16 protein-coding genes are annotated in these 19,117 nt (G+C 58.7%); 9 read left to right on the top strand and 7 right to left on the bottom strand.

The window, feature by feature from the left end; genetic code table 11:
• The coding region (locus IH881_10795; protein ID MCH7868173.1) for a sulfatase-like hydrolase/transferase at window positions 1–1,019 on the top strand (1,019 nt) is incomplete at its 5' end.
• Between the two features lie 60 nt (window positions 1,020–1,079).
• Here the strand turns inward: IH881_10795 and IH881_10790 are convergent.
• Complete coding sequence (locus IH881_10790) at window positions 1,080–3,737, bottom strand: TonB-dependent receptor (protein MCH7868172.1); 2,658 nt, start codon at window positions 3,735–3,737, stop codon at window positions 1,080–1,082.
• Window positions 3,738–4,035: 298 nt separating this feature from the next.
• On the opposite strand from IH881_10790, the gene IH881_10785 reads away from it, so the two are divergent.
• Window positions 4,036–4,974, top strand: a complete 939-nt coding sequence (locus IH881_10785; protein MCH7868171.1) for a hypothetical protein — start codon at window positions 4,036–4,038, stop codon at window positions 4,972–4,974.
• Between the two features lie 30 nt (window positions 4,975–5,004).
• Complete coding sequence (locus tag IH881_10780) at window positions 5,005–7,254, top strand: tetratricopeptide repeat protein (GenBank protein ID MCH7868170.1); 2,250 nt, start codon at window positions 5,005–5,007, stop codon at window positions 7,252–7,254.
• On the opposite strand, the gene IH881_10775 is transcribed toward IH881_10780, so the two are convergent.
• From IH881_10775 to IH881_10750, 6 genes are read right to left on the bottom strand one after another with little or no spacing between them, the layout of a single operon-like run.
• On the bottom strand, window positions 7,251–8,540 hold the full coding sequence (locus IH881_10775; protein ID MCH7868169.1) for a tetratricopeptide repeat protein: 1,290 nt from the start codon (window positions 8,538–8,540) through the stop codon (window positions 7,251–7,253). The two genes, IH881_10780 and IH881_10775, sit on opposite strands and share 4 nt — an antisense overlap.
• Window positions 8,540–9,151 (bottom strand): energy transducer TonB, encoded by a 612-nt coding sequence (locus IH881_10770; protein MCH7868168.1) that lies wholly within the window; start codon window positions 9,149–9,151, stop codon window positions 8,540–8,542. The genes IH881_10775 and IH881_10770 overlap by 1 nt, the downstream gene beginning before the upstream one ends.
• Window positions 9,152–9,556, bottom strand: a complete 405-nt coding sequence (locus IH881_10765) for a biopolymer transporter ExbD (protein MCH7868167.1) — start codon at window positions 9,554–9,556, stop codon at window positions 9,152–9,154.
• Window positions 9,546–10,100 (bottom strand): MotA/TolQ/ExbB proton channel family protein, encoded by a 555-nt coding sequence (locus tag IH881_10760; GenBank protein ID MCH7868166.1) that lies wholly within the window; start codon window positions 10,098–10,100, stop codon window positions 9,546–9,548. The genes IH881_10765 and IH881_10760 overlap by 11 nt, the downstream gene beginning before the upstream one ends.
• A complete protein-coding gene (locus tag IH881_10755) occupies window positions 10,087–11,478 on the bottom strand; it encodes a MotA/TolQ/ExbB proton channel family protein (protein ID MCH7868165.1) in 1,392 nt (463 codons plus the stop codon). Before IH881_10755 ends, IH881_10760 begins: the two co-directional genes overlap by 14 nt.
• Complete coding sequence (locus IH881_10750; GenBank protein ID MCH7868164.1) at window positions 11,478–12,200, bottom strand: DUF3450 domain-containing protein; 723 nt, start codon at window positions 12,198–12,200, stop codon at window positions 11,478–11,480. Before IH881_10750 ends, IH881_10755 begins: the two co-directional genes overlap by 1 nt.
• Before the next feature lie 387 nt (window positions 12,201–12,587).
• Here IH881_10750 and IH881_10745 point away from each other — a divergent pair, with 387 nt between their 5' ends.
• From IH881_10745 to IH881_10720, 6 genes are all read left to right on the top strand, one after another.
• Window positions 12,588–12,995, top strand: a complete 408-nt coding sequence (locus IH881_10745) for a hypothetical protein (GenBank protein MCH7868163.1) — start codon at window positions 12,588–12,590, stop codon at window positions 12,993–12,995.
• Between the two features lie 185 nt (window positions 12,996–13,180).
• A complete protein-coding gene (locus tag IH881_10740; protein MCH7868162.1) occupies window positions 13,181–13,372 on the top strand; it encodes a hypothetical protein in 192 nt (63 codons plus the stop codon).
• Window positions 13,373–13,438: 66 nt separating this feature from the next.
• The gene (locus IH881_10735; GenBank protein MCH7868161.1) at window positions 13,439–13,681 is read left to right on the top strand and encodes a hypothetical protein; all 243 of its coding nucleotides are present in this window, start codon (window positions 13,439–13,441) and stop codon (window positions 13,679–13,681) included.
• Between the two features lie 295 nt (window positions 13,682–13,976).
• A complete protein-coding gene (locus IH881_10730; protein MCH7868160.1) occupies window positions 13,977–14,702 on the top strand; it encodes a FadR family transcriptional regulator in 726 nt (241 codons plus the stop codon).
• A complete protein-coding gene (locus IH881_10725; GenBank protein MCH7868159.1) occupies window positions 14,699–15,880 on the top strand; it encodes an efflux RND transporter periplasmic adaptor subunit in 1,182 nt (393 codons plus the stop codon). Before IH881_10730 ends, IH881_10725 begins: the two co-directional genes overlap by 4 nt.
• On the top strand, window positions 15,877–19,098 hold the full coding sequence (locus tag IH881_10720; protein ID MCH7868158.1) for an efflux RND transporter permease subunit: 3,222 nt from the start codon (window positions 15,877–15,879) through the stop codon (window positions 19,096–19,098). Before IH881_10725 ends, IH881_10720 begins: the two co-directional genes overlap by 4 nt.
• The last annotated feature ends 19 nt before the right edge of the window (window positions 19,099–19,117 follow it).

Raw genomic sequence — 19,117 nt, 5'->3', positions numbered from 1 at the left:
AAGCCACACGTCCGGCAGAGATCATGCGCGATGCCGGATTTCAAACGGTCGGGTTGTTTCGCAACGGCTGGGTCGAGGGTTACTTCGGCTTCGATCAGGGCTTTGACGTCTACATGCGTCCGATGGCCTCGGGCCCGTCGGCCGCAGTGCGCAGAGAAAACCCGACGCTCAAAACCACCAACACCGACGCCGCTCTCATTCCAGCCACCGTCGAGTTCGCCAGGATCAACGGAGATCGTCGCTGGTTTTTGTATTTGCACATGATGGATCTGCACGAGTATCTCTACGACGAAGATTCGGCAAAGTTCGGAACGATCTACGGCGATATCTACGACAACGCGATCTTGCGCGAGAACCTCATACTCGAAGAACTCCTGGGACAACTCAATCACGGGGGGCATCTGGACAATACCCTCATCGTAATCACCTCGGATCACGGTGAGGCGTTCTCGGAGCGCGGATTCGAGGGACACGCGCGCAGAGTGTTTCGAGAAACCACCGAAGTTCCCCTCATCATGAGCTTTCCATTCCGGCTCGAGCCCGGTCTCGTCGTCTCGCAGAGGACCCGCAACATCGACATCTGGCCGACCATTCTGGACTTGCTCGGTCTGCCCGAGATGGCTGGGGTCGATGGTCAGTCTCGGGTTCCGGAAATCCTCGCCGCCGCGCGAGGCGAGCCAATGGCAGACGATGGCAACGTCGCAATCGCGTACCTGGACCAGAATTGGGGCAAGCGAGGAATGCCCGAGTTACCCACCGTCGCGGTGGTGGAAGACAGCTTCCGCTACGTCGTCAACTGGAACGGCCCCGAGGGCAAGGCTTCCGAACAGCTCTTCGACAACCGGGATGACCCAGGCGAACTCACGGAAATCGACCAACCCGAGGTGATGACCCGTTTGCGCAAGCTGGCGATCGATTACATGCAGCAGCGACCTACCTGGAAGGACGATGCCCCCGACCTCGAAATGGACGAAATGCAACTCAATCAACTCCGCGCGCTCGGCTACAAGATCCCTTGAGCTCCAGGTAGAGACACGGTGGTAGAGCGTCACACCGGTACAGGAACCTTCGGGTACCGATCACCAGGTGATGACCATGTCGACGCCAAACGAGCGCGGATCTCCAACGTAGTTGATCGTGGTATGGAAAAAATTCGACACATCGAACGCGTAGGTCTTGTACCGAGCGTCCAGGACGTTCCTGACCCACGCTGAGATTTCGACATTCCTCATGGGCGTCTTGTAGCTGAGTCGAACATTGTGGATCCAGTGCGCCTTCTGTCCCACGGCGTGCTTGGGCAACCTGTCGAAGGTTTCCCGGGTGGTGAAGTTCAGACCCGGCGACCCTCGTCCTTTGCTTGCATCAAAGGGGAGATCGTCGACCCAGATAAAACCGTAGCGCGGCGTGATCTCGCCCCATTCGCCAAAATCGAGCGGCCACTCGACGTTGCCACTGACCTTGAATTTCGGAGAGTTGATCAGTTGATTCCCGGAAAAATCGTCCGCGATTTGAATATTTCCGCCCGTGACGTTGGTACGAAAGACGATATTCGTAAAATCGAGGTACTCACTTGCAAGCCAGCCGAATTCAACGGCGAGCTTCAGGCCGTCCAACAGTTCTGGCGCCCAGTCCTGTAGCGGTTTTAGCGTGAGGTTGACCTCGGATCCATATTGTTGGACCCGACTCGCATTGACGATGACAAGCTTGGGGGTGTTGAATACTGCAGGCTCATCGGTAAAGAGGAAGACCTGGTAATCTTTGTATTTGTAGAAGAAGAAACCCGCCCGGGCAATGAACCGGCTCTCGAATGCGTTGAGATTGAGACTCCACTCGAACGCGTCCACAAATTCTGGCTTTGCTGCCACCTTGAAATCAACATTGCCTGAATTGAAGTGGCCGGCTTTGTAACCGCGGGTGTACTTGGTGTGTAACGTCACGGCATCGCTCACGTGGTAGCTGAGGGCGATCTTCCCCGTCGGCTCGCTCCACCGTTCCGAACGGTCGCGCTCCAGGAACCCAGCTTGTGACGTACGGCCTACGTGGAAGTCCTTCTTTTCCACGTTCAATCGAGCGCCCATCTGCAAACTAAAATCTTCCAAGAAGTCCCAGGTGAAGTCACCGTAGGTCATGTAGCTGGAGGTGTTTTGATCAACGTCGAAGACAAACGTCTTGGTTGTGAGTTTGAACGGAAGCGGTCCGCCGGCGATTATCTGAAAGTCTATTCTACTGCTGTGGAGTTTCTCCTGAATGAAGGAAGCACCCAGGTTCCAGCGAACTGCAGAATCAAAAAGCTGACCCGAAAGATTGAACTCCTGGGTGAACTGCTTCGCTTCGTCGGTCGAGATCGCCTCGAAGAGCGAATCCGGAGTAAAGTCTCGGTCCTGGTCCCGAAAGCGTTCGTATGTTTCGAATCCGGTGATCGTCGTCACATCGATCCGCCCGAGAGAAAACTCTCCTCGCAGATGCCCGCCCCAGATATCAAGGGTCGTTTTCCCTACGCGATTGTAGTCACCGCGGTATGGGTTTCTATCCAACGGCCGGTCCGCCAAGTTTTTGGCCAGCACCACTTTGGCTTCGTTTTCTGCGTCACGTCTGTCGGCGGCGGGTAGCAGACGAAATTGCGCTTCGCTCGTGACCCCCGCACTAAACCATTTAGTCTCGCTGTATTCCGCCAAAGTATCGGGTTCCCAATAAGCTAGGGAATTTATTCCTCCCAACGCATCGATGGTGCCGCCGACGCCGATCGCCTGTCCGAGGGTTGAATCTTGATCCAGGCGACTGCCATGAAAACTGACGAGCCAGTCCATGTCCGTGCCAGGAGGTTGCAACCGGAGCGCTCCACGCGCTGCCCAGGCTCCTCTTCCGCCCACTTTCTTTGGCAGATTCTCTGGCACTGGAGAAATGGCATTGCGGCGGATCAAACCTTCGCTGCAGACCGCAGCTGGATTCATGCCCGGAGGAAAAAGAAGCGGTGGTCCTATCCGGTCGGCGAAGGGCAGCGCATCGCCACAACCGTTGGTCATGAACGGATCTACCTTGGACACGCGAAATGCAACGCGCATGGCCAACATCTCGTCGATTAACGGAAGATTGATGAAACCCTCGGTGTCGCGAATGAACGCGTCGCGGGCATCCTTGCTCCAGAAACTGCCAACACTCTGCTTGACCCGAGCCGCGTACTCCAGCGTCGGCTTGTTTCCGTATAACTTGATTGCGCCCGCCGACGCGTTTCGATGCGGGCCAATACCCGCCGGCCCCAGGATGAAGTCCACAGCGCGCAAGTCAAACAGCAGCCCGAGCTGAATTGCGGGTGAGTTCATGACAATATCGTCTTTGTAGATGGCCACGGCGCCCACCGCATTGGCGCTGAAATCAGCGAGTCCCACGCCGCGAATGAAGAACGTGGCCGCCGTCGCCCCCGCGACCACAATCTCGACGTTGGGTGTTACCTTCGCCAGATCGGCAATGTTCCCGGCGCCCAGGGCTGCGATCGATTCGGCATCAAATTGCGTCACGGACTCGGGAACATCCGTTTCAATACCGCTGACTGCGCGGCCTTTGATCTTGATGACTTCGTAGCCCTCTGGTGGCTGGATCGGGCCGGTCGGCGCCGGTGGTGCTGCGATCGCTTCAACCTCGTCCAGATCATCTCCCTCAACGAGATCATCGCCCTGTGGGTCCGTGACGGTCGGTACGCTTTCGCTCTCGACGGGACCCGGTTGCGCCTCGCCGGTCACGCTCTCGGTCGGTTCCTGCGCCCAGCTCGCACTTGGGGCGACCGGCAACATGAACAATAGAATTAGTGCGCAACAACGGACGAAATAGGAACCCGATGCGCAACATGCTGACATCAAGCGGCCGGTGGCAATGCGATCCGCTGTTTGCTGATAGACGTGCAACACTCTTCGAACCCCGCGAATCGATCCATTCAATATTGACCCAGAGCTCGAGTCAGCTCGTAGAGACTATTGCACTGTGGCACCCCAATGAGCGATCCTCGCTCCGATGTTATTTCCAGTCAAGAGATTGCGGGGCATGTTCTTCATTCTTCTATTCGTGCTCGCGCAGGGGAGCTTCTCTGCTGCCGAAGAACGAGCAAAGGTAGAGATCGAACCTGCGAGAGATGAGCTCGAACGATGGGTTCCCGCACTCTCCGTCTCACTGGGCATGTTGCTGCAACGCGGCAGTGCCGCCTCCGAGTCCAGCGACATTCTAGAACCTGACCCCCTACCCTTTGGGACGTCGAAACCCGCGATCAGGCCGCCAGCCAGCGGCAAAAACCTCATGTTCGCGCCAATCGCCCACGCCTCTATAGAACTGATGACGCCCGGCCTGCTCTACGTACCGTTCGTGACGGACATCGCAATCCCCGGACGCCCCCGGCTCTTTGTGCACGGAGACGTCGCCGCGAGTTTCTCGCAAAAATACGATCTTGCGAAGGAGGGAGAGGTCGGCGAGTTCGACGTTCCGAATCTCGCAAACCCAGCGGAAACCGACATCCTGGGTCAGGGGAGTCGCGGTCAAGCCTATGTCGACACCCTGGTTTGGTCGGCCGGTGGAGGTCTCGCTCTCACGTTCGACGTCTTCGACCGACGTATACGAATCAAGCCGTCCGTTGAATGGATTCGCGAGAAGATCGTAGTGATCGGAGATGTACGCCGACTCGTCAAGTTGGTAAGCCCTCTCCCTACCCCAAAAATAGATGGATTCCGCCAGATCATCCTGGCGGGGCACAACACCAAAGTATTGAACGGAATTGGACCGGGACTGGAAATCGAAGTAGATTCAAAACGCGCCGGCCCCTTCGTGGTATCGACGTTCATGGGCGCTCGCGTATATCGAATGCTCGGAAACATGGACATCGACGTCAAAGCAACAAGCGAGTACGACGAAACATTTGAAGTTCACTACACGAATGCACGGTGGTCCTACCAGGGATTCTTCGGAATTCGCGTACGACTGGTTCCCGAATAGCGATCCGAATCACATCGCGGTAGGGGTCTAATGTTCACCGAGTCCATTCCTAATCGGCGATTCGAACTCCTACCTCACATCATCATCGGCTTGCTCGTGGCCCTGGTTCTGGTAGCCGTGGGTCAACCCATCATGACCGACGACCTTTGGTGGCACCTCGCCCTCGGAGATGCCTACGCGCAAGGCGGTCCCTGGCTGGCCCACGACCCTCTCTTGTTTACTTCGTCGGGTCCACCGGTCGCGGCGGCATGGCTCGCCGATCTCGGCCTGGCCTCGATCACAAACCTTTGGGGCTTCACCGCTCTTCGATTGACTCACGTACTGCTCGTCACCGCGATTCTGGCTCTGGCCTGGTCTCTGCTCAGGCGCACGAGCCATTCGCGGGTCGCTGCGAGCCTTTGCACCGGCGCATTCATCGTGCTGTCCGCATATCGACTCATTCAACTCCGGCCCCATCTGTTGACGATCCTGTTCAGCTTGATTCTCTACCGGCTGCTGCTCGAGTCCAAAGAGTGCCCCTCGCGCCGCCGGGTTATAGAGGCCGTCGCGCTGTGCGCATTATGGGCGAACCTTCACGCTGGCTTCTTGCTGGGCCCGGTTTTGCTAGGGGTCGGAATTGCAGGTCTTGTCATCTATGAGATTGGATCTGCGCGAAGTTTCGCACCCGTCAGAACTCCGAGGGTCTTGTGGCTCGGTATCGCTCTCGTGCTCGGGACGCTAGCGACGGGGTTCAACCCGGCGGGCATCGATCCCCACATGGCCTACCTGGTCGCCGGTTCCGAAACACCCAGCTTGACCCGGGTTGCCGACGAATGGGTTGCGCTCGCCGCATTTCGCTTTCCGCAAGCGGGGAGCCAACCCACGCCAATGGCCTGGATCATATTCTGGCTGCTCTTGTCGGGTTCCCTGCTGGCAGGGATTGGGGCACTGAAACATCTCGGCCGCAATGAGCGTGGCACACCGTTGAACGTCAACCCCGTGCTACTCGCACTCTCGGCTCTCGGTGTCGTCGCCCCACTCGTTGCAGTGCGATTTATCTGGCTGGGGATCTTTCCGTTGCTGTTGCTAAGCACGTCTTTGGGCTCATGGCTGAGTATGCCTTTGGGCTCGTGGCTGAACTCGCACCCCGTTCACCAAGCGCAGAAAACCCCCGAAGGCAAAACACGATCTCTCGCGGCATTGGGATGCAGCACCGCGGCCGCACTCGTACTCCTTGTTGGCTTCATTCAGTTCGGGGACTGGCCCGGGGTATCGCGTTCCATTCCCCCAACCCTGCAACAATTTGCCCAACCCTATTTCGCAGCCAAGTATCAGGCCCACGCGGCATGGATGCTCGACGATGCAAACCTCGAGGGAAACCTCTTCAACGAGTATTACATGGGAGGGTTTCTCGGATATTGGCTCGCACCTCGGTTGCGAACCTTCGTCAATGGCAGCTTGAATGTCTCGCGCGACGCAATGGACGCGAATCTCCCGATCCGAGAGCACCGAGGCGTTTTGGCCGGCGAAAGTTTCCTGGAACTTCTCGACCGCCAGGGGATAGACGTTTTCTTGGGGATGGGCCTGCCCCGTCTCAAATTGGGCAACCGTCCCTGGTATCACACCACTGCCCATCTCGAGAATACGCCGGGCTGGATTCTCGTGTTTCGAAACATAACGTCCTCGGTGTACCTGAGGGACAATCGGCGAAACGCCGAAAACCTCGCGCGGGTCGCCGTCTACTATCGCGACCGGGGTGTGGCGTTCGATTCAGCTCGCGGTTTCGACACGGCGCGCGTGATCCGCGACGCCCGGAGCTGGGCAATTACAAACGGAGTGATCCCGACCTACTACGATCAACTCGTCGCAAATTCGAGCGACGCAAAGTCGCAGCAGGGCCTGCGTTCTCTCAGCCTGCTCGCTTCGTTCTACAGCGCGCTCGGACTCTACGACGAAGCGATCGAGATCGACCGCGGGCTGCTCGAACAATTCCCAGATGTTTCAATTGCGCGCAGAAGACTCGCCTGGTGTTCACTGCGCGTCGGGGCGTTCGCCGACGCGGTGAAGCTGGCAGAATTTCGACCCCTGCGAGGCCAGGCAGATCCCCTGCTTCAAGCGGCGGGAAAGATCGCCAGAATCGCCGCTGAGGGAACCACCGAGGAAGGGGCAGAAGAAAAGCTCGCTGGAAAGATCGCCCGGCTGCCGGTTTTCACCTTTGCGGAAGCCCGAAACTTGAGAGCGGGCATGGCGACACCGGAGCTGCGAAAAGCGTTGAGTGCAACCGCTAACCTGAGTCGCTAGCTCGCGGCCATTTCACGCTTGATGTGCTTGACCCAGGTATTCGCCTCTTGCTCCGAATCCGAAAACGCTTTGGCCTTTTCGAACCACGGGAGCGCCTGGTCTGGCTTCTTCTGGCTGTAGAGGACGATTCCCATCAACAGTGTGGCTTGACCGGGTTTCGGCAAGTCCCCTTTTTCGAGCGCCAGACCCAAGGCTTCTGCCGCTTCCTGCCAGCGTTCTTGCTGAATGTGGACTTCCGCCAGGCGCTGGTAGATGCGCCCCCCTTCCGCAAGTTCGGCGGCGCGAATCAGCGGATCGATCGCCTTGTCGTACTCCCGCGCCATGATCCAGCTGTTGCTCAAGAGTTCGAAATACTCGGAGTCCTCATCCACCACACTGCTCTCGAGACCGAACTTCATTACATCCGCTGCGCGATAGGGTAGTTCGAGGTAAAGCAACAACTCGGCCAGGCGGCGAATCTCCGGGTCTTCGGTCAACAGGCCCTGGGTATAGGCGAGCTGAAGCGGGATCAATGACTCTGGGTAGTTGCCCAGCGCGCCGTGAAGTGTGGAAAGTTGGATCCAATAGGTCTTGTTCGGATAGCTCCGGATCATCTGATCGAGAAGCGGAATCGTCTCCTTGTACTCTTTGCGAGTGAGGCGAATTGCAAGCAAGAGTTTGAGCCAGTTTTCCTGCGGCGCATTCGCGATCGCAACCGCCTTCAATGCGGGTGCCAGGGCCGCGTCGGTGTCCTTTGCCTGCCAGTACGCCAGGGCCAGCAAGTAATACGAAGAAGCATTGGGCTCCTCTTCGATCAGGAACCACCTTTTCAGGTTCACGATCGCGTCCGCCCAATTGTCTTGCTCCATGCAGATTCGCGCGATGATAAAACGGAAATCAGCCCGTTCTTCCAGGGGCAAGAAATCCTGAGCAATCGTCAATTCGAACAGTTCTCGCGCACGGGATAGATCTTTCCGTCCCATCGCTACGTACCCACTGAGGGTGTAGAACTTGGTTCTTTCCGCTGCGTTCAGACTGCGGAGGCGCAGCTTGCCGAGAGCTGCTTCGGCCTCGTCCCACTTGTCCTCAACCAGGAATTCCTGCGCCTTCAGCAGGCGCCTCCCGGTCAGTTGGTCGATTTCGTGTTTGCGCGCCCAACTGCGGCTCTTCTGCTCGCCGTCTCGCTGCGCAAGAGCATTCCCAGCGAACACGCACCCCGCCGTCCAAAACAGGACAGCGAGCACGAGCGCCGCCGAGTTCATCCGTGCACCAGCGCGTTGCCCCTCGCCATTCCGCACGGGTTCCACTACTTGTCCTCCATCGAGAACGGGAACCAGACCTTCTGACCCGGACGTTCGACTGCCCTGCCATCCACGATTTTTGGGTTGTAACGCCAACGGCGTACAGCGGCTAGAGCGGCCTTGTCGAATACGCCGGGAGGTTGCGAATAATCGATCTGCGCGTCCTTTACCGTACCGGCTTTTGCAATTGTGAAGGTGATTCCAACGGCGCCCTCGATTCTTCGCTGGCGCATTCGCATTGGATACTCGGGTTCGATCCGCACCAGCGGTGTAGCGTCCCGATCCGACCCACTGCCCATGCCGACTCCGCCCACGAGCGCATCACCCGCGTTGAAGTTTGCGGTGAATGCCGATAGATCTCCCGAAGGTTCGAGGCTGGCCTTGGACACATTGATTTCCGGCGGAGGCGGAGCTTCTTCGGGTTTTTGTCGCTTGGGAGGCTCGCGCTTCTTGATCTCGGGCGTGGTGTCGCGACGCAAGCGCACAAACTCGATCTTGGGCGACGGCTTGCTGTCGATCAGTTGCGCGTCGGTACTCACTAGCGCCTGCATGGTCCAAAACAGACCGAACGTGACCACGCAAGCAATCACGAGCGCGAGCGGAAGCCGCGAAATCATTTACTTGATGATCTCGGCCGCGAGGGAAATGCTCTTGACTCCGGCGAGCCTTGCGGCGTCCATGACCTTGACCAGCAAGCCGTTTTCGCTCTTTTCGTCGGCTTGAATAATTACTGCGCCGTTGGGGTTTTCCGCGCGCATTCGCTCGATGTTCGCGCGCAGCGCCTTGGGATCGATTTGTCGGCGATCCATCCACACCTGATTGGTGCTGGTGATGGCAATCAGGATATTGCCCTTTTCGTTGCGCGTGGCGGTCGCCGCACTGGGCCGAGTGATCTCGATCCCCGACTCCTTCACGAACGATGCCGTAACGATGAAGAAGATCAACATGATGAACACGACATCGAGCATTGGGGTCAGGTTGACTTCGTTTTCCGGTCTGTGTTTGTTTCTTCTACGTCGCATGACTCTCTCGATCTCGCTTTGGAGTGTGAATGATCTCGAGGCTATCTTGGCCTCGAGATGTTTCGCCATCGGCGAACTGATCGAGCTGGGTGCTGAGCAGCATCCCAGATATAGCGGCCACCATGCCAGCCATCGTGGGGAGCGTCGCCTTTGACACGCCGGCCGCCATCCCACGGGTGTTGCCACCGCCGCTGGCCATCACATCGAATACTTCGATCATGCCGGTCACGGTGCCGAGCAGGCCGAGCATCGGGCACACGGCGACCAAGGTGCGAATCATGCTCAAGCTATCGGTCAGCTTGAGTTCCATTCGAGACATGAGCAGTTCGCGAAGCATGTGCGCGTTCCACGACGAATGGTCAGTCCGGGCATTCCAGAAGGCTTCGATCCTTGCGGCATCGACGCGATATCCCAGGCGGAAGTACCAGATCCGCTCGATGATCAGGGTCCACATCGTGGCCGTCACGAAGGCGATGACCAGCAGCACATTGCCGCCGGTTTCAATGAACCCGCGGACGGCTGCGAAGGCCTCAATCTCCCACATCGATCCCCTCCGCTCGTGACGCGATCAGGCCTGCGCTCTGATAATCCAAAATGTCGATAATGCGACTGGCACTGTTGCTGAGTATGTCGTAGAGCAGCACCAGGGGAATCGCGACGATGAGCCCGAGCATCGTGGTGACCAGAGCCTCGGAAATACCCCCCGCCATCATCTTGGGATCGCCGGCGCCGAACAACGTGATCGACTGGAAGGTCTTGATCATGCCCGTCACCGTGCCGAGCAGGCCGAGCAGCGGCGATACGACCGAGACCGTCTTGACCACCCACAGGTAGCGCTCGAGATCACTGCTTTCCTTGAGCACCGCCTCGTCGAGCCTCAGCTCGAGCACTTCACTGTCCATGTCCTTCGAAGCTTCGGGGATCACCAAGATGCGACCGAGCGGGTTGTCGGAGCTGGTCCTACTACTCTTCTGCTGGGCCCTGACCTTGCGACTGGTCGCGGAGATCAGGAACCAGCGCCAGACACCCACGAGCAATGCCCCCACACCGAGGCAGATGATCACGTAACCGACGCCACCGCCCTGTTCGACGCGTTCACGCGGACTCGGTGTTTCGAGCAGGGATTCGAGCAGTGCGCCCTTTGATGGATCGACCGCCAATTTGACGAAACCGGTGGTGGCCGTCTCGAAACCCTCCACAGTGTCGAGGTACTTGGCAGGAGGTTGGCGCGGTAGCTCTGCCAGCTGTTGTGCTTTGGGATCCCACAAGAGGTAGCCGCCATTCGAAATCACGGTAAACGGACCCACTCGGACGACCTCGCGCTCGACCTCGCCTCCCTTTGTAGTCAAAACCGTCGTGACGAAACGTTCGATCTCGCCTTGGGCGGTGATTTCCCGCTGCATTTCGAACCAGAGACCTTCGAGATCCTTGGTCGACGGGAGTTCCTTGCTGCGACCGAGTCTGTCGAGAAGTATTGTGCGATCGCTGAGCTGTGAGCTCGTCAGCGATTCCCAGACCTGCCCACTCAAATCGTTCGAGACCTGACGCACGACACCAAAGAGTTCACCCATCTGTCCCAGGCGCTCTGTCAACGTTTCCTGGAGCGTGCCGATCAAGGGCTCGTTGTCGTTGTAGGTGGATTCGAGGGCCTGGCTGATCGCTTCCTCGCCAGCAAGCACTGCGAGGGCATCGTCGAGCAGGCGTTGCTGATCGTTCCGAGCCGCCAGAAACCGCGCCTCGCGCGCGGCGTTGTCGTCGGATTCGGCAATGAAACCCTCTTTCACCATCTCGAGCAATTCTTCGAGGGTCTTGGGTTCGGGGGACTTGGGCTGGTCTTGCGCGGTCGACACCGCCGCGAAGCCGAAGACTATTGCCAGAGCCATGTTGCAAATCAGCAACCGAGTCGTTGTAGCTGCGCGCATCAGCTTGCTCCTCCCAGAGCCCGGGCGGCTGGGAGTGGCAACCGGATCAGATCCGGCGCCATTTGCTTGCGCGCAATCTTGAGTCCTTCCTTGATCGCCGATCGGTAACCGGCATCAAGGGGTTCCCAAACGCCAAGTTTTTGGTTCCACACCCCAGCCGATTTTTGATCCAGGGTCTGATACACGAGGGCGATGCGGCCGAAGCGAAGCAGGTCGGCCTTCACTTCAACGCCGTTCACCTCCAAGGTCGAGCGGTAGGCTTCGATCGTGCGGCCGTACTCGTTCTCCACCTGATAGGCCTCCATGATCTGTCGGTACTTCTCAGCGTTGCTCACGTCGGCCCGGCCCATCAACTCGCGCAGGTCCGCAATTCGCTTGGCACGTTCATCTGCGAGAAACGGAATGTCGAGCTCCACGGTCGCGGCAATGGCTTCGATCATGCGAAGCATCAGAGGGGTGACGCTGCGGCCGACCACCTCGACACGATCCACCTGTTCCCGCAGCGACGCGATCTCCTTGTCCTGGTCGCTGATCAATCTCTTCATCTGACCGTTGTAGATGCGAATTGAATCGATCTGCGCCAACGCATTGTGATATTGCGTGAACAAACTCTCGGTCTCGGCGCTCACCGTATCGATTCGCTTTTGCGATTCGGCGCCGTCGACGTTGCCCTGACGGCGGACCGACTTGGCTTCGTTGAGCGGTTCCGACAGAGCTGCCACGGGGACAACCACCAGAGAGAGAAGAAGCGCCGCGCATATAGCCACATAGCGATTCGGGGGAGCCATCCAGTTCATGCTCGTTCCTTTTGAAAATTTTTCAGCAACCGTGGGTCATTCTAGACGGCGGGAGCATTTGCCGTCAAAAAAAATTCGGATAGACCACTCTAGCACCATGCAACCGGGCGAGGGAGAATAGTAGAAGGACGACGCGGAGTGCGTGCGATCAAGAGTTCATCGCGCGGGAACTCAACCATACTGCTCGGTACGGAAGATCGAAGGTCCCGGAGGCCGCCGGTACAAAAGATTGGCAGCGTGATGAATTGCAGTCAACTTTAGCGAGTGGCTACCGATAGCTCTACCTAGCTTTCGCCAGGAGAAGAGCAACCGATGTTCCAGCTGCCGCGCCCCCACCCGACCACTGCAATGCGTTCCCGAAATTTGCGCCCACTGCGCGGGCTGCTCTGTTCGCTTTGTCTCGTCGTCGCAATCCCCAGCACGGCAGACGAACTGCCGAAGACCGTTCCGCACTCTGTCGACGTTGCAGCGGGTGCTGTCAATTCTGCCCCCAGTTCAATTGAAACACTCGGTCATCAGCTGGACACGTCATTGCTGCAAGCGACCCTGAAGAAACTCGCGGAAAACACCAGACGCGATGTAGACCTGATCCTCCAAGATCGGACTTTACGAATGATGGACCAGTTGCGGCGCATCAACGACCGGAAGTTGTTTGCGGCCCACCAGGTCGCCATCCGCACGGATGTGCCTCGCGACAGGGCGTTGGCCCTGGCTCCCTGAGACAGTCGGAGTCGCTCTGGGTCTTGCCATGAGCCGCTTGGGGAGGCCTGCGCAGACCCGAGTGCAACTCTTGCTTCTATATATACAAATATCGATCGGGCTGGGTTGAGAATCTCCGGCGCGGGCAACCCGATTTGCGGGTTGATACACTTTCGGGCCGAACCCCAGTGCTGCAAGGAGTCAACATGGACAGCATGCAACCCATCGCGAACTCGAATCCCGCCGATGAAAGCCTGAACCTCATGGAGCTCATCCCCGAGCACTTCGCCCGGTTTTTCGAGTTCTTCCGCCCAGGACATCTGGAGGGAGTCGTTCCCTGTCGCATCAAGGAGCTCGCACGCCTCAAGATTGCCGCCCTCAATGGATGCGACACCTGACTGTTCGCTCGGTACGCGTCGGCGACGCGTCAGGGACTCGACGAAGAGACCATTGCACAGATTCACTTGCCCGAAGCAGAGCGCAAACTCGATCCCCGGGAGGCCCTGGCTGTGCGCTTCGCAGAGAAGCTCGCAACAGACTTTCGGACCGTGGATTCGGCCTTCAAAGCGGAACTTCGCAAGTGCTTTGCAGATGCTGAGATCGCGGAACTGGGCATGATGATCGGCCAATACCTCGCTCTCGGTCGCCTGCTGGTGATCGCTGGCGGGGACAAGCTCGCATGCGAGATCTACGTTCCGGAATACTGAAAACCAGCGCGCCAGGTCGCAGTGAGATTTGGGTGCCTGTTCGCATAGCCCGCCCGCTGGGCAGGAGTTTCCGAATCCGATCGACGTCACCCCGCGGGGATACACTTCAATCCTCTCCGACGCGTAAATTTGTGCTTCTCGGTCTAGACGTGGATTCGGCGCTGGCTATCATTGCCCGATCAAAATTTGGTCAGACCAATATGGACCGACCAATCGAGCGCCCTGGCATGACCAGACCAGGCTGAAGCCAAGGCCGAGACAGGCACTCCAGCGCGCCCGCCGGAGCAATTTACAGATGCAATCGATTTCTCGAAGCGCGGCAATCGCTGCGGAGTTGCGCGACGAAATTCTGCGCGGCCAGTATCGCTGCGGAGAACGCCTGCCCTCCGAGCGAGATCTGGCCGAACGCTTTGGAGTGCACCGAGGAGCGGTGCGCGAGGCGTTGAAACGCCTGGAGCAACTCGGGGTCGCCAAAATTCATCCCGGCGGAGCACGGGTTGCGCCGATCGAGGAGGCCAGCCTCGACGTCGTCGAACACCTGATCAATCTCGAAGATCCCCCCGATCCCAAAATTGTCGACCAGGTGTTTGAGGTGATGAGCGGGCTGTTCAGCACGGCCGCTCGATTGTGCGCCGAACGCGCCACCGAACAGCAGCGAGTCGATATCCACAAGCTTCTCGCCAGAGCCAAGCAGAAGCTTTCCAACCCCGATCACATCGAACTCATGCATCAACTCGTCGATCTCTTCGTAGAGGCCAGCGACAATCTCGTGTTGACGTTGGTGCGGAGAGGCGTCAAGACCGGCTTCATTGAAGAGCTCGACAGGCGCCACCCGCACCTCCTACCTCCGATTTCTCCGAATCAAGCCTTGTTCGACAAGCTCGCAGAGGCGATCGATGCGAAAGACGGAGCAGCCGCGTCAGACGCGGTAATTGAACTAACCCTCGAACTTCGAATCCACGCCATTGCGGCCATGACGAATGAACGAGAGCGCCTGTCCCTGGAAAGGATGTCGTCGTGAAGAAGAAACTGCTGGTACCTGCGCTCGTCCTGATTTTGTCCAGCCTGGGAGCCTTTCTCCTGGTCGCCACTGCGCCTTCGGTCGAGAACATCGTCCCCGAGCACGCGGTGACCGCGGTAAGGGTCCGCGATCCACAACCCCAGAGCGTGCAGATGCTCGTGCGCACCCAGGGAACCGTCGCTCCGCGCACCGAGAGCACGTTGGTGCCGGAGGTTTCGGGGCGAGTCGTGTGGGTATCACCGGTACTGGTGTCGGGTGGATTCTTCAAAGAAGGTGAAGCGCTGCTTCGCATTCAACAGCGTGGCTACAACATGACTGTGGCGCGAGCGAGGGTGGCCGTGGCGCGTGCCGCGAGCGAAGTCGAGTTTGCAGCGGACGAACTCGAGCGCCAGCAGAGCCTGTCGGCCCGAAGCGTCGCCAGTGCGGTGCAGCTCAGTGAGGCGCGGCGCAATGATCAGGTGGCACGAGCCAACCTTACCGACGCCAAGCTCGCACTCGAGCAAGCCGAGTGGGATCTCGAACGAACCGAAATTCGAGCGCCGTATGACGGGCGGGTGCGCGAAGAGCGAGTCGATGTCGGGCAAGTCGTGAGCCCGGGCGCATCGGTGGCAACTCTATACGCAACCGACTACGCGGAGATTCGCTTGCCGATCGCGGATTACCAGCTCGCGTACCTCGATCTTCCGCGCCATCCCATGGCCGCAGACGTCGAGTTCCCCACCGTGCATCTGCGCGCGCGGTTCGCAGGCAAGGAACACACCTGGCGCGGGACCGTGGTCCGCACCGAGGGCGAAATTGATCCGAAGAGCCGCATGGTGCACGTAATCGCGCGGGTCGCAGATCCCTATGCGGTCGAACCGGGAAACGAAGACAAGCCGCCCCTCACGGTTGGTTTGTTCGTGCAAGCCGAGATCGAGGGCCCTGTTGTGGAAAACATCATCATCGTTCCTCGCTACGCGATGCGCGATCAGGACCACATCCTCGTGATTGACCGCGAAGATCGACTGCGCGAGCGCAAAGTCGAGATCCTGCGAATTGACGGCGATGACGTGCTGATCGTGGGAGCGCTGGAACCAGGTGAGCGCCTCTGTGTCTCGCCGCTTCAGGTCGTAGTGGACGGCATGCGGGTGATACCGATAGCCGACGATGAAGCACCGGACCGGGAGACACGCTCGTGAGTCGCATGATCGCGTGGTTCGTCCACAATCCGGTCGCGGCCAATCTACTGATGTTCCTGATGGTCACCGGAGGGCTCCTCACCCTGCCGACCATTCGTCAGGAAGAGTTCCCAGCAATCGATACCGACGCCGCCCAGATCACCGTCGAATATCTGGGCGCATCGCCGGCCGAAATCGAAGAGTCCATTTGTCTCCGCATCGAAGAGGAGATCGACGGCACGCCAGGCATCTTGCGTATCAATACCCGGGCCGTCGAGGACGCGTGTGTGGTTACGCTGGAGTTGGTGGTGGGTGCAGATATCGATGCCACCGTCAGCGAAATCAAAAGCAAGGTCAACGCCATCGATACGTTTCCAGCGAATGCCAAAAAACCGGTGATCTCAAAGCTCGTCATGAAGCGAAAAGTGCTTCAGGTGGCGATCTCCGGCAATGTGGACGAACGCGACCTGAAGCTGTTGGGCCAACGCGCGCGGGACGAAATTGCCGACCTCCCGAACGTGTCCCAGGCCGAACTCAAGTACGACCGAAGCTACGAAATTTCGATCGAGATTTCGGAAGACACCCTGCGGCGACACGGCCTCACGATCGATCAGGTTGCCCACGCGGTACGGGGATCATCGCTCGATCTGCCGGGTGGGTCGGTCAAGACCCGAGGTGGCGAGATTCTGCTGCGCACCATCGGACAGGCGTACGCAGGGGCTGAGTTCGAAGAAATCATCGTCTTGACCCGCAACGACGGCACCCTGGTTCGCCTCGGCGAGATTGCCACGATCGTTGACGGCTTCGAAGACTCCGATTTGCGGGCCCAGTTCAACGGTCGACCGGCTCTCATTGTAGAGGTGAGTTTGATCGGAGATGAGGACATTCTCAGAGCGGCCGGGGACGTCGAAGGTTGGGTGGACTCGTTCTTGGCGTCGGTACCCGAAGGCGTCGAAGTGCTGATCTTCAACAACGAAGCAGCTGACCTAGTAATCCGTCTCGAGGCGCTCACCCGCAATGCCCGCAGCGGCATTCTCCTGGTACTCCTGGTTCTCACGCTGTTCCTGCGCTTTCGGCTCGCCATGTGGGTGGCGGCCGGTGTCCCCATCTCGTTGCTCGGCGCGGTAATGCTGTTCCCCGCGAATGACATCTCGATTTCGACCCTCACAGTGATGGCGTTCATCCTGGTGCTGGGCATTCTCGTCGACGACGCGATCGTGATCGGCGAAAGCGTCCACTCCCACGAACAAATGGGCAAGTCCCAGGAAGATGCGGCGATCGACGGAACCCTGGAAGTCTTCGTTCCCGTGACCTTCGGCGTCATGACGACGGTGGCGGCGTTCCTGCCCCTGATTCTCGTGCCGGGAAGCATGGGCCAGTTCTTCGGAGTGATCGGGTACGCGGCAATCATCTGCCTGGTTTTTTCATTGATCGAATCGCAGCTGATCCTGCCCTCCCATCTCGCCCACCGACGCACATCGTCGAAACACGGCCAGCCCAACCCGTTGGTAGCGCGCTGGCAAAAGTTTCAGCAGGGCATGGCAAATGGTTTGGAGCGGTTCGCTCGCAATGGCTATGGGAACTTGCTCGACCGGGCTATCGACTGGCGCTACGCGAGTTGCGCGGGCGCCGTAGGTATTCTGATCCTGACCGTTGCGCTCTTCTCGAGCGGGCGTATGCGGTATCAGTTCTTTCCACCGATGGATGGCGACATGATCTACGCCACCTTGACGATGCCCCAGGGCATTCCCCTCGAGCGCACTGAAGCCGCCGTCGCCCAGCTCCAGGACGCGGCTGCCCGCTTGAAGCTCGAACTCGACGAGTCGACTCCAGGCTCCTCAGTGATTACCCACGTTTTGGTTTCAATCGGCGACCGGTTGGCACGTGAGGGGCCACAACCGCCCGATGCCAATGCGGGAAGCAGCCACATCGCCGAGGTGGGCTTGGAACTGATCTCGGCGATGGAGCGAGAAATCGAGTCGGTGGACGTGGCCAAGCGCTGGCGGGAGCTCAGTGGTCCGGTGCCAGACGCAGTCGAGTTGTCGTTCAACGTGATGTCATTTTCGGTGGGAATACCGATCCACATCGAACTCCGGGGTGGCGAGATTGAAACGTTGGCGCGGGCGGCCGCGAAGCTCCGGGCCGAACTCGCCACCTATGTCGGCATATCGGACATCGCCGACTCGTTTCGCGCGGGCAAGCAGGAAGTCCAGCTCGCCCTGCGCGACGAAGCTCGGTTGCTTGGCATCACCCAGCAGGATCTCGCACGCCAGGTTCGCCAATCGTTTCATGGAGAAGAAGTTCAGCGCATTCAACGAGGCCGAGACGAAGTCCGCGTCATGGTGCGGTATCCGAAAGCAGAGCGCCTTTCCCTCAGTTCACTCGACGACATGCGCATCCGAACATCAGAAGGCGTTGAAGTACCGTTCGCCGCCGTAGCGGACGTCAAATTGACCCGGGGATTTGCGACAATCCAGCGCACGGATCGACAGCGCGTCGTCACCGTGACCGCCGATGTCGACCGAGCCATCGCAACGCCCGAGATGATTTTGGCAAGCGTCCAAGAGAAGCTTCCCGAGCTGCTCGCCGAGTTTCCAGGCGTGACCTACCGGTTGGGCGGTGAACAAGAGCATCACCACGAGGCAATGCTCGGCCTGATGCGGGGCGCTCTGCTCGCGCTGTTGATCATCTACGGTTTGCTTGCAGTCCCGCTCAAGTCCTATGTCCAGCCCTTCATCATCATGAGTGTAATTCCCTTTGGAGCGGTCGGCGCCATCTTGGGACACTTCCTGATGGGTTGGGACATCGTGTTCTTTTCGATTCTCGGGATCGTGGCTCTGTCCGGAGTCGTCGTGAATGCGTCCCTGGTCCTGGTGCATACGATCAACCGACGACGCGACCAAGGAATGGGCTTCCTCGAATCCGTTACCACGGCGAGCATTCAGCGCTTCCGGCCCATCGCGCTGACCTCTGTCACCACCTATCTGGGTCTTCTGCCCTTGATGTTCGAAGAGGCGGCTCCCGCGCGGCCATTGATCCCCATGGCGATCTCGTTGGGATATGGCGTGCTCTACGCGTCGATCATGACGTTGTTCCTGGTGCCGTGTGGCTATGTCATTCTGGATGACTGGCTGCAGTTCTTCCGCAGACGCGAGCGTGAAACCGTCGATCGCTCAGACCCTGGCGGCGATGCCGAATTGGTTCCCATTTCCGACGATCTCGATATCATCGCGAGTTGAACCGGCGCGGCCGTAGAGC

It is taken from the genome of Myxococcales bacterium (assembly GCA_022563535.1).
Taxonomy (GTDB): Bacteria; Myxococcota_A; UBA9160; order UBA9160; family UBA4427; genus DUBZ01.
Note: the sequence above shows the minus strand (reverse complement) of the source record. Positions and strands in the feature narration are given on the sequence as shown.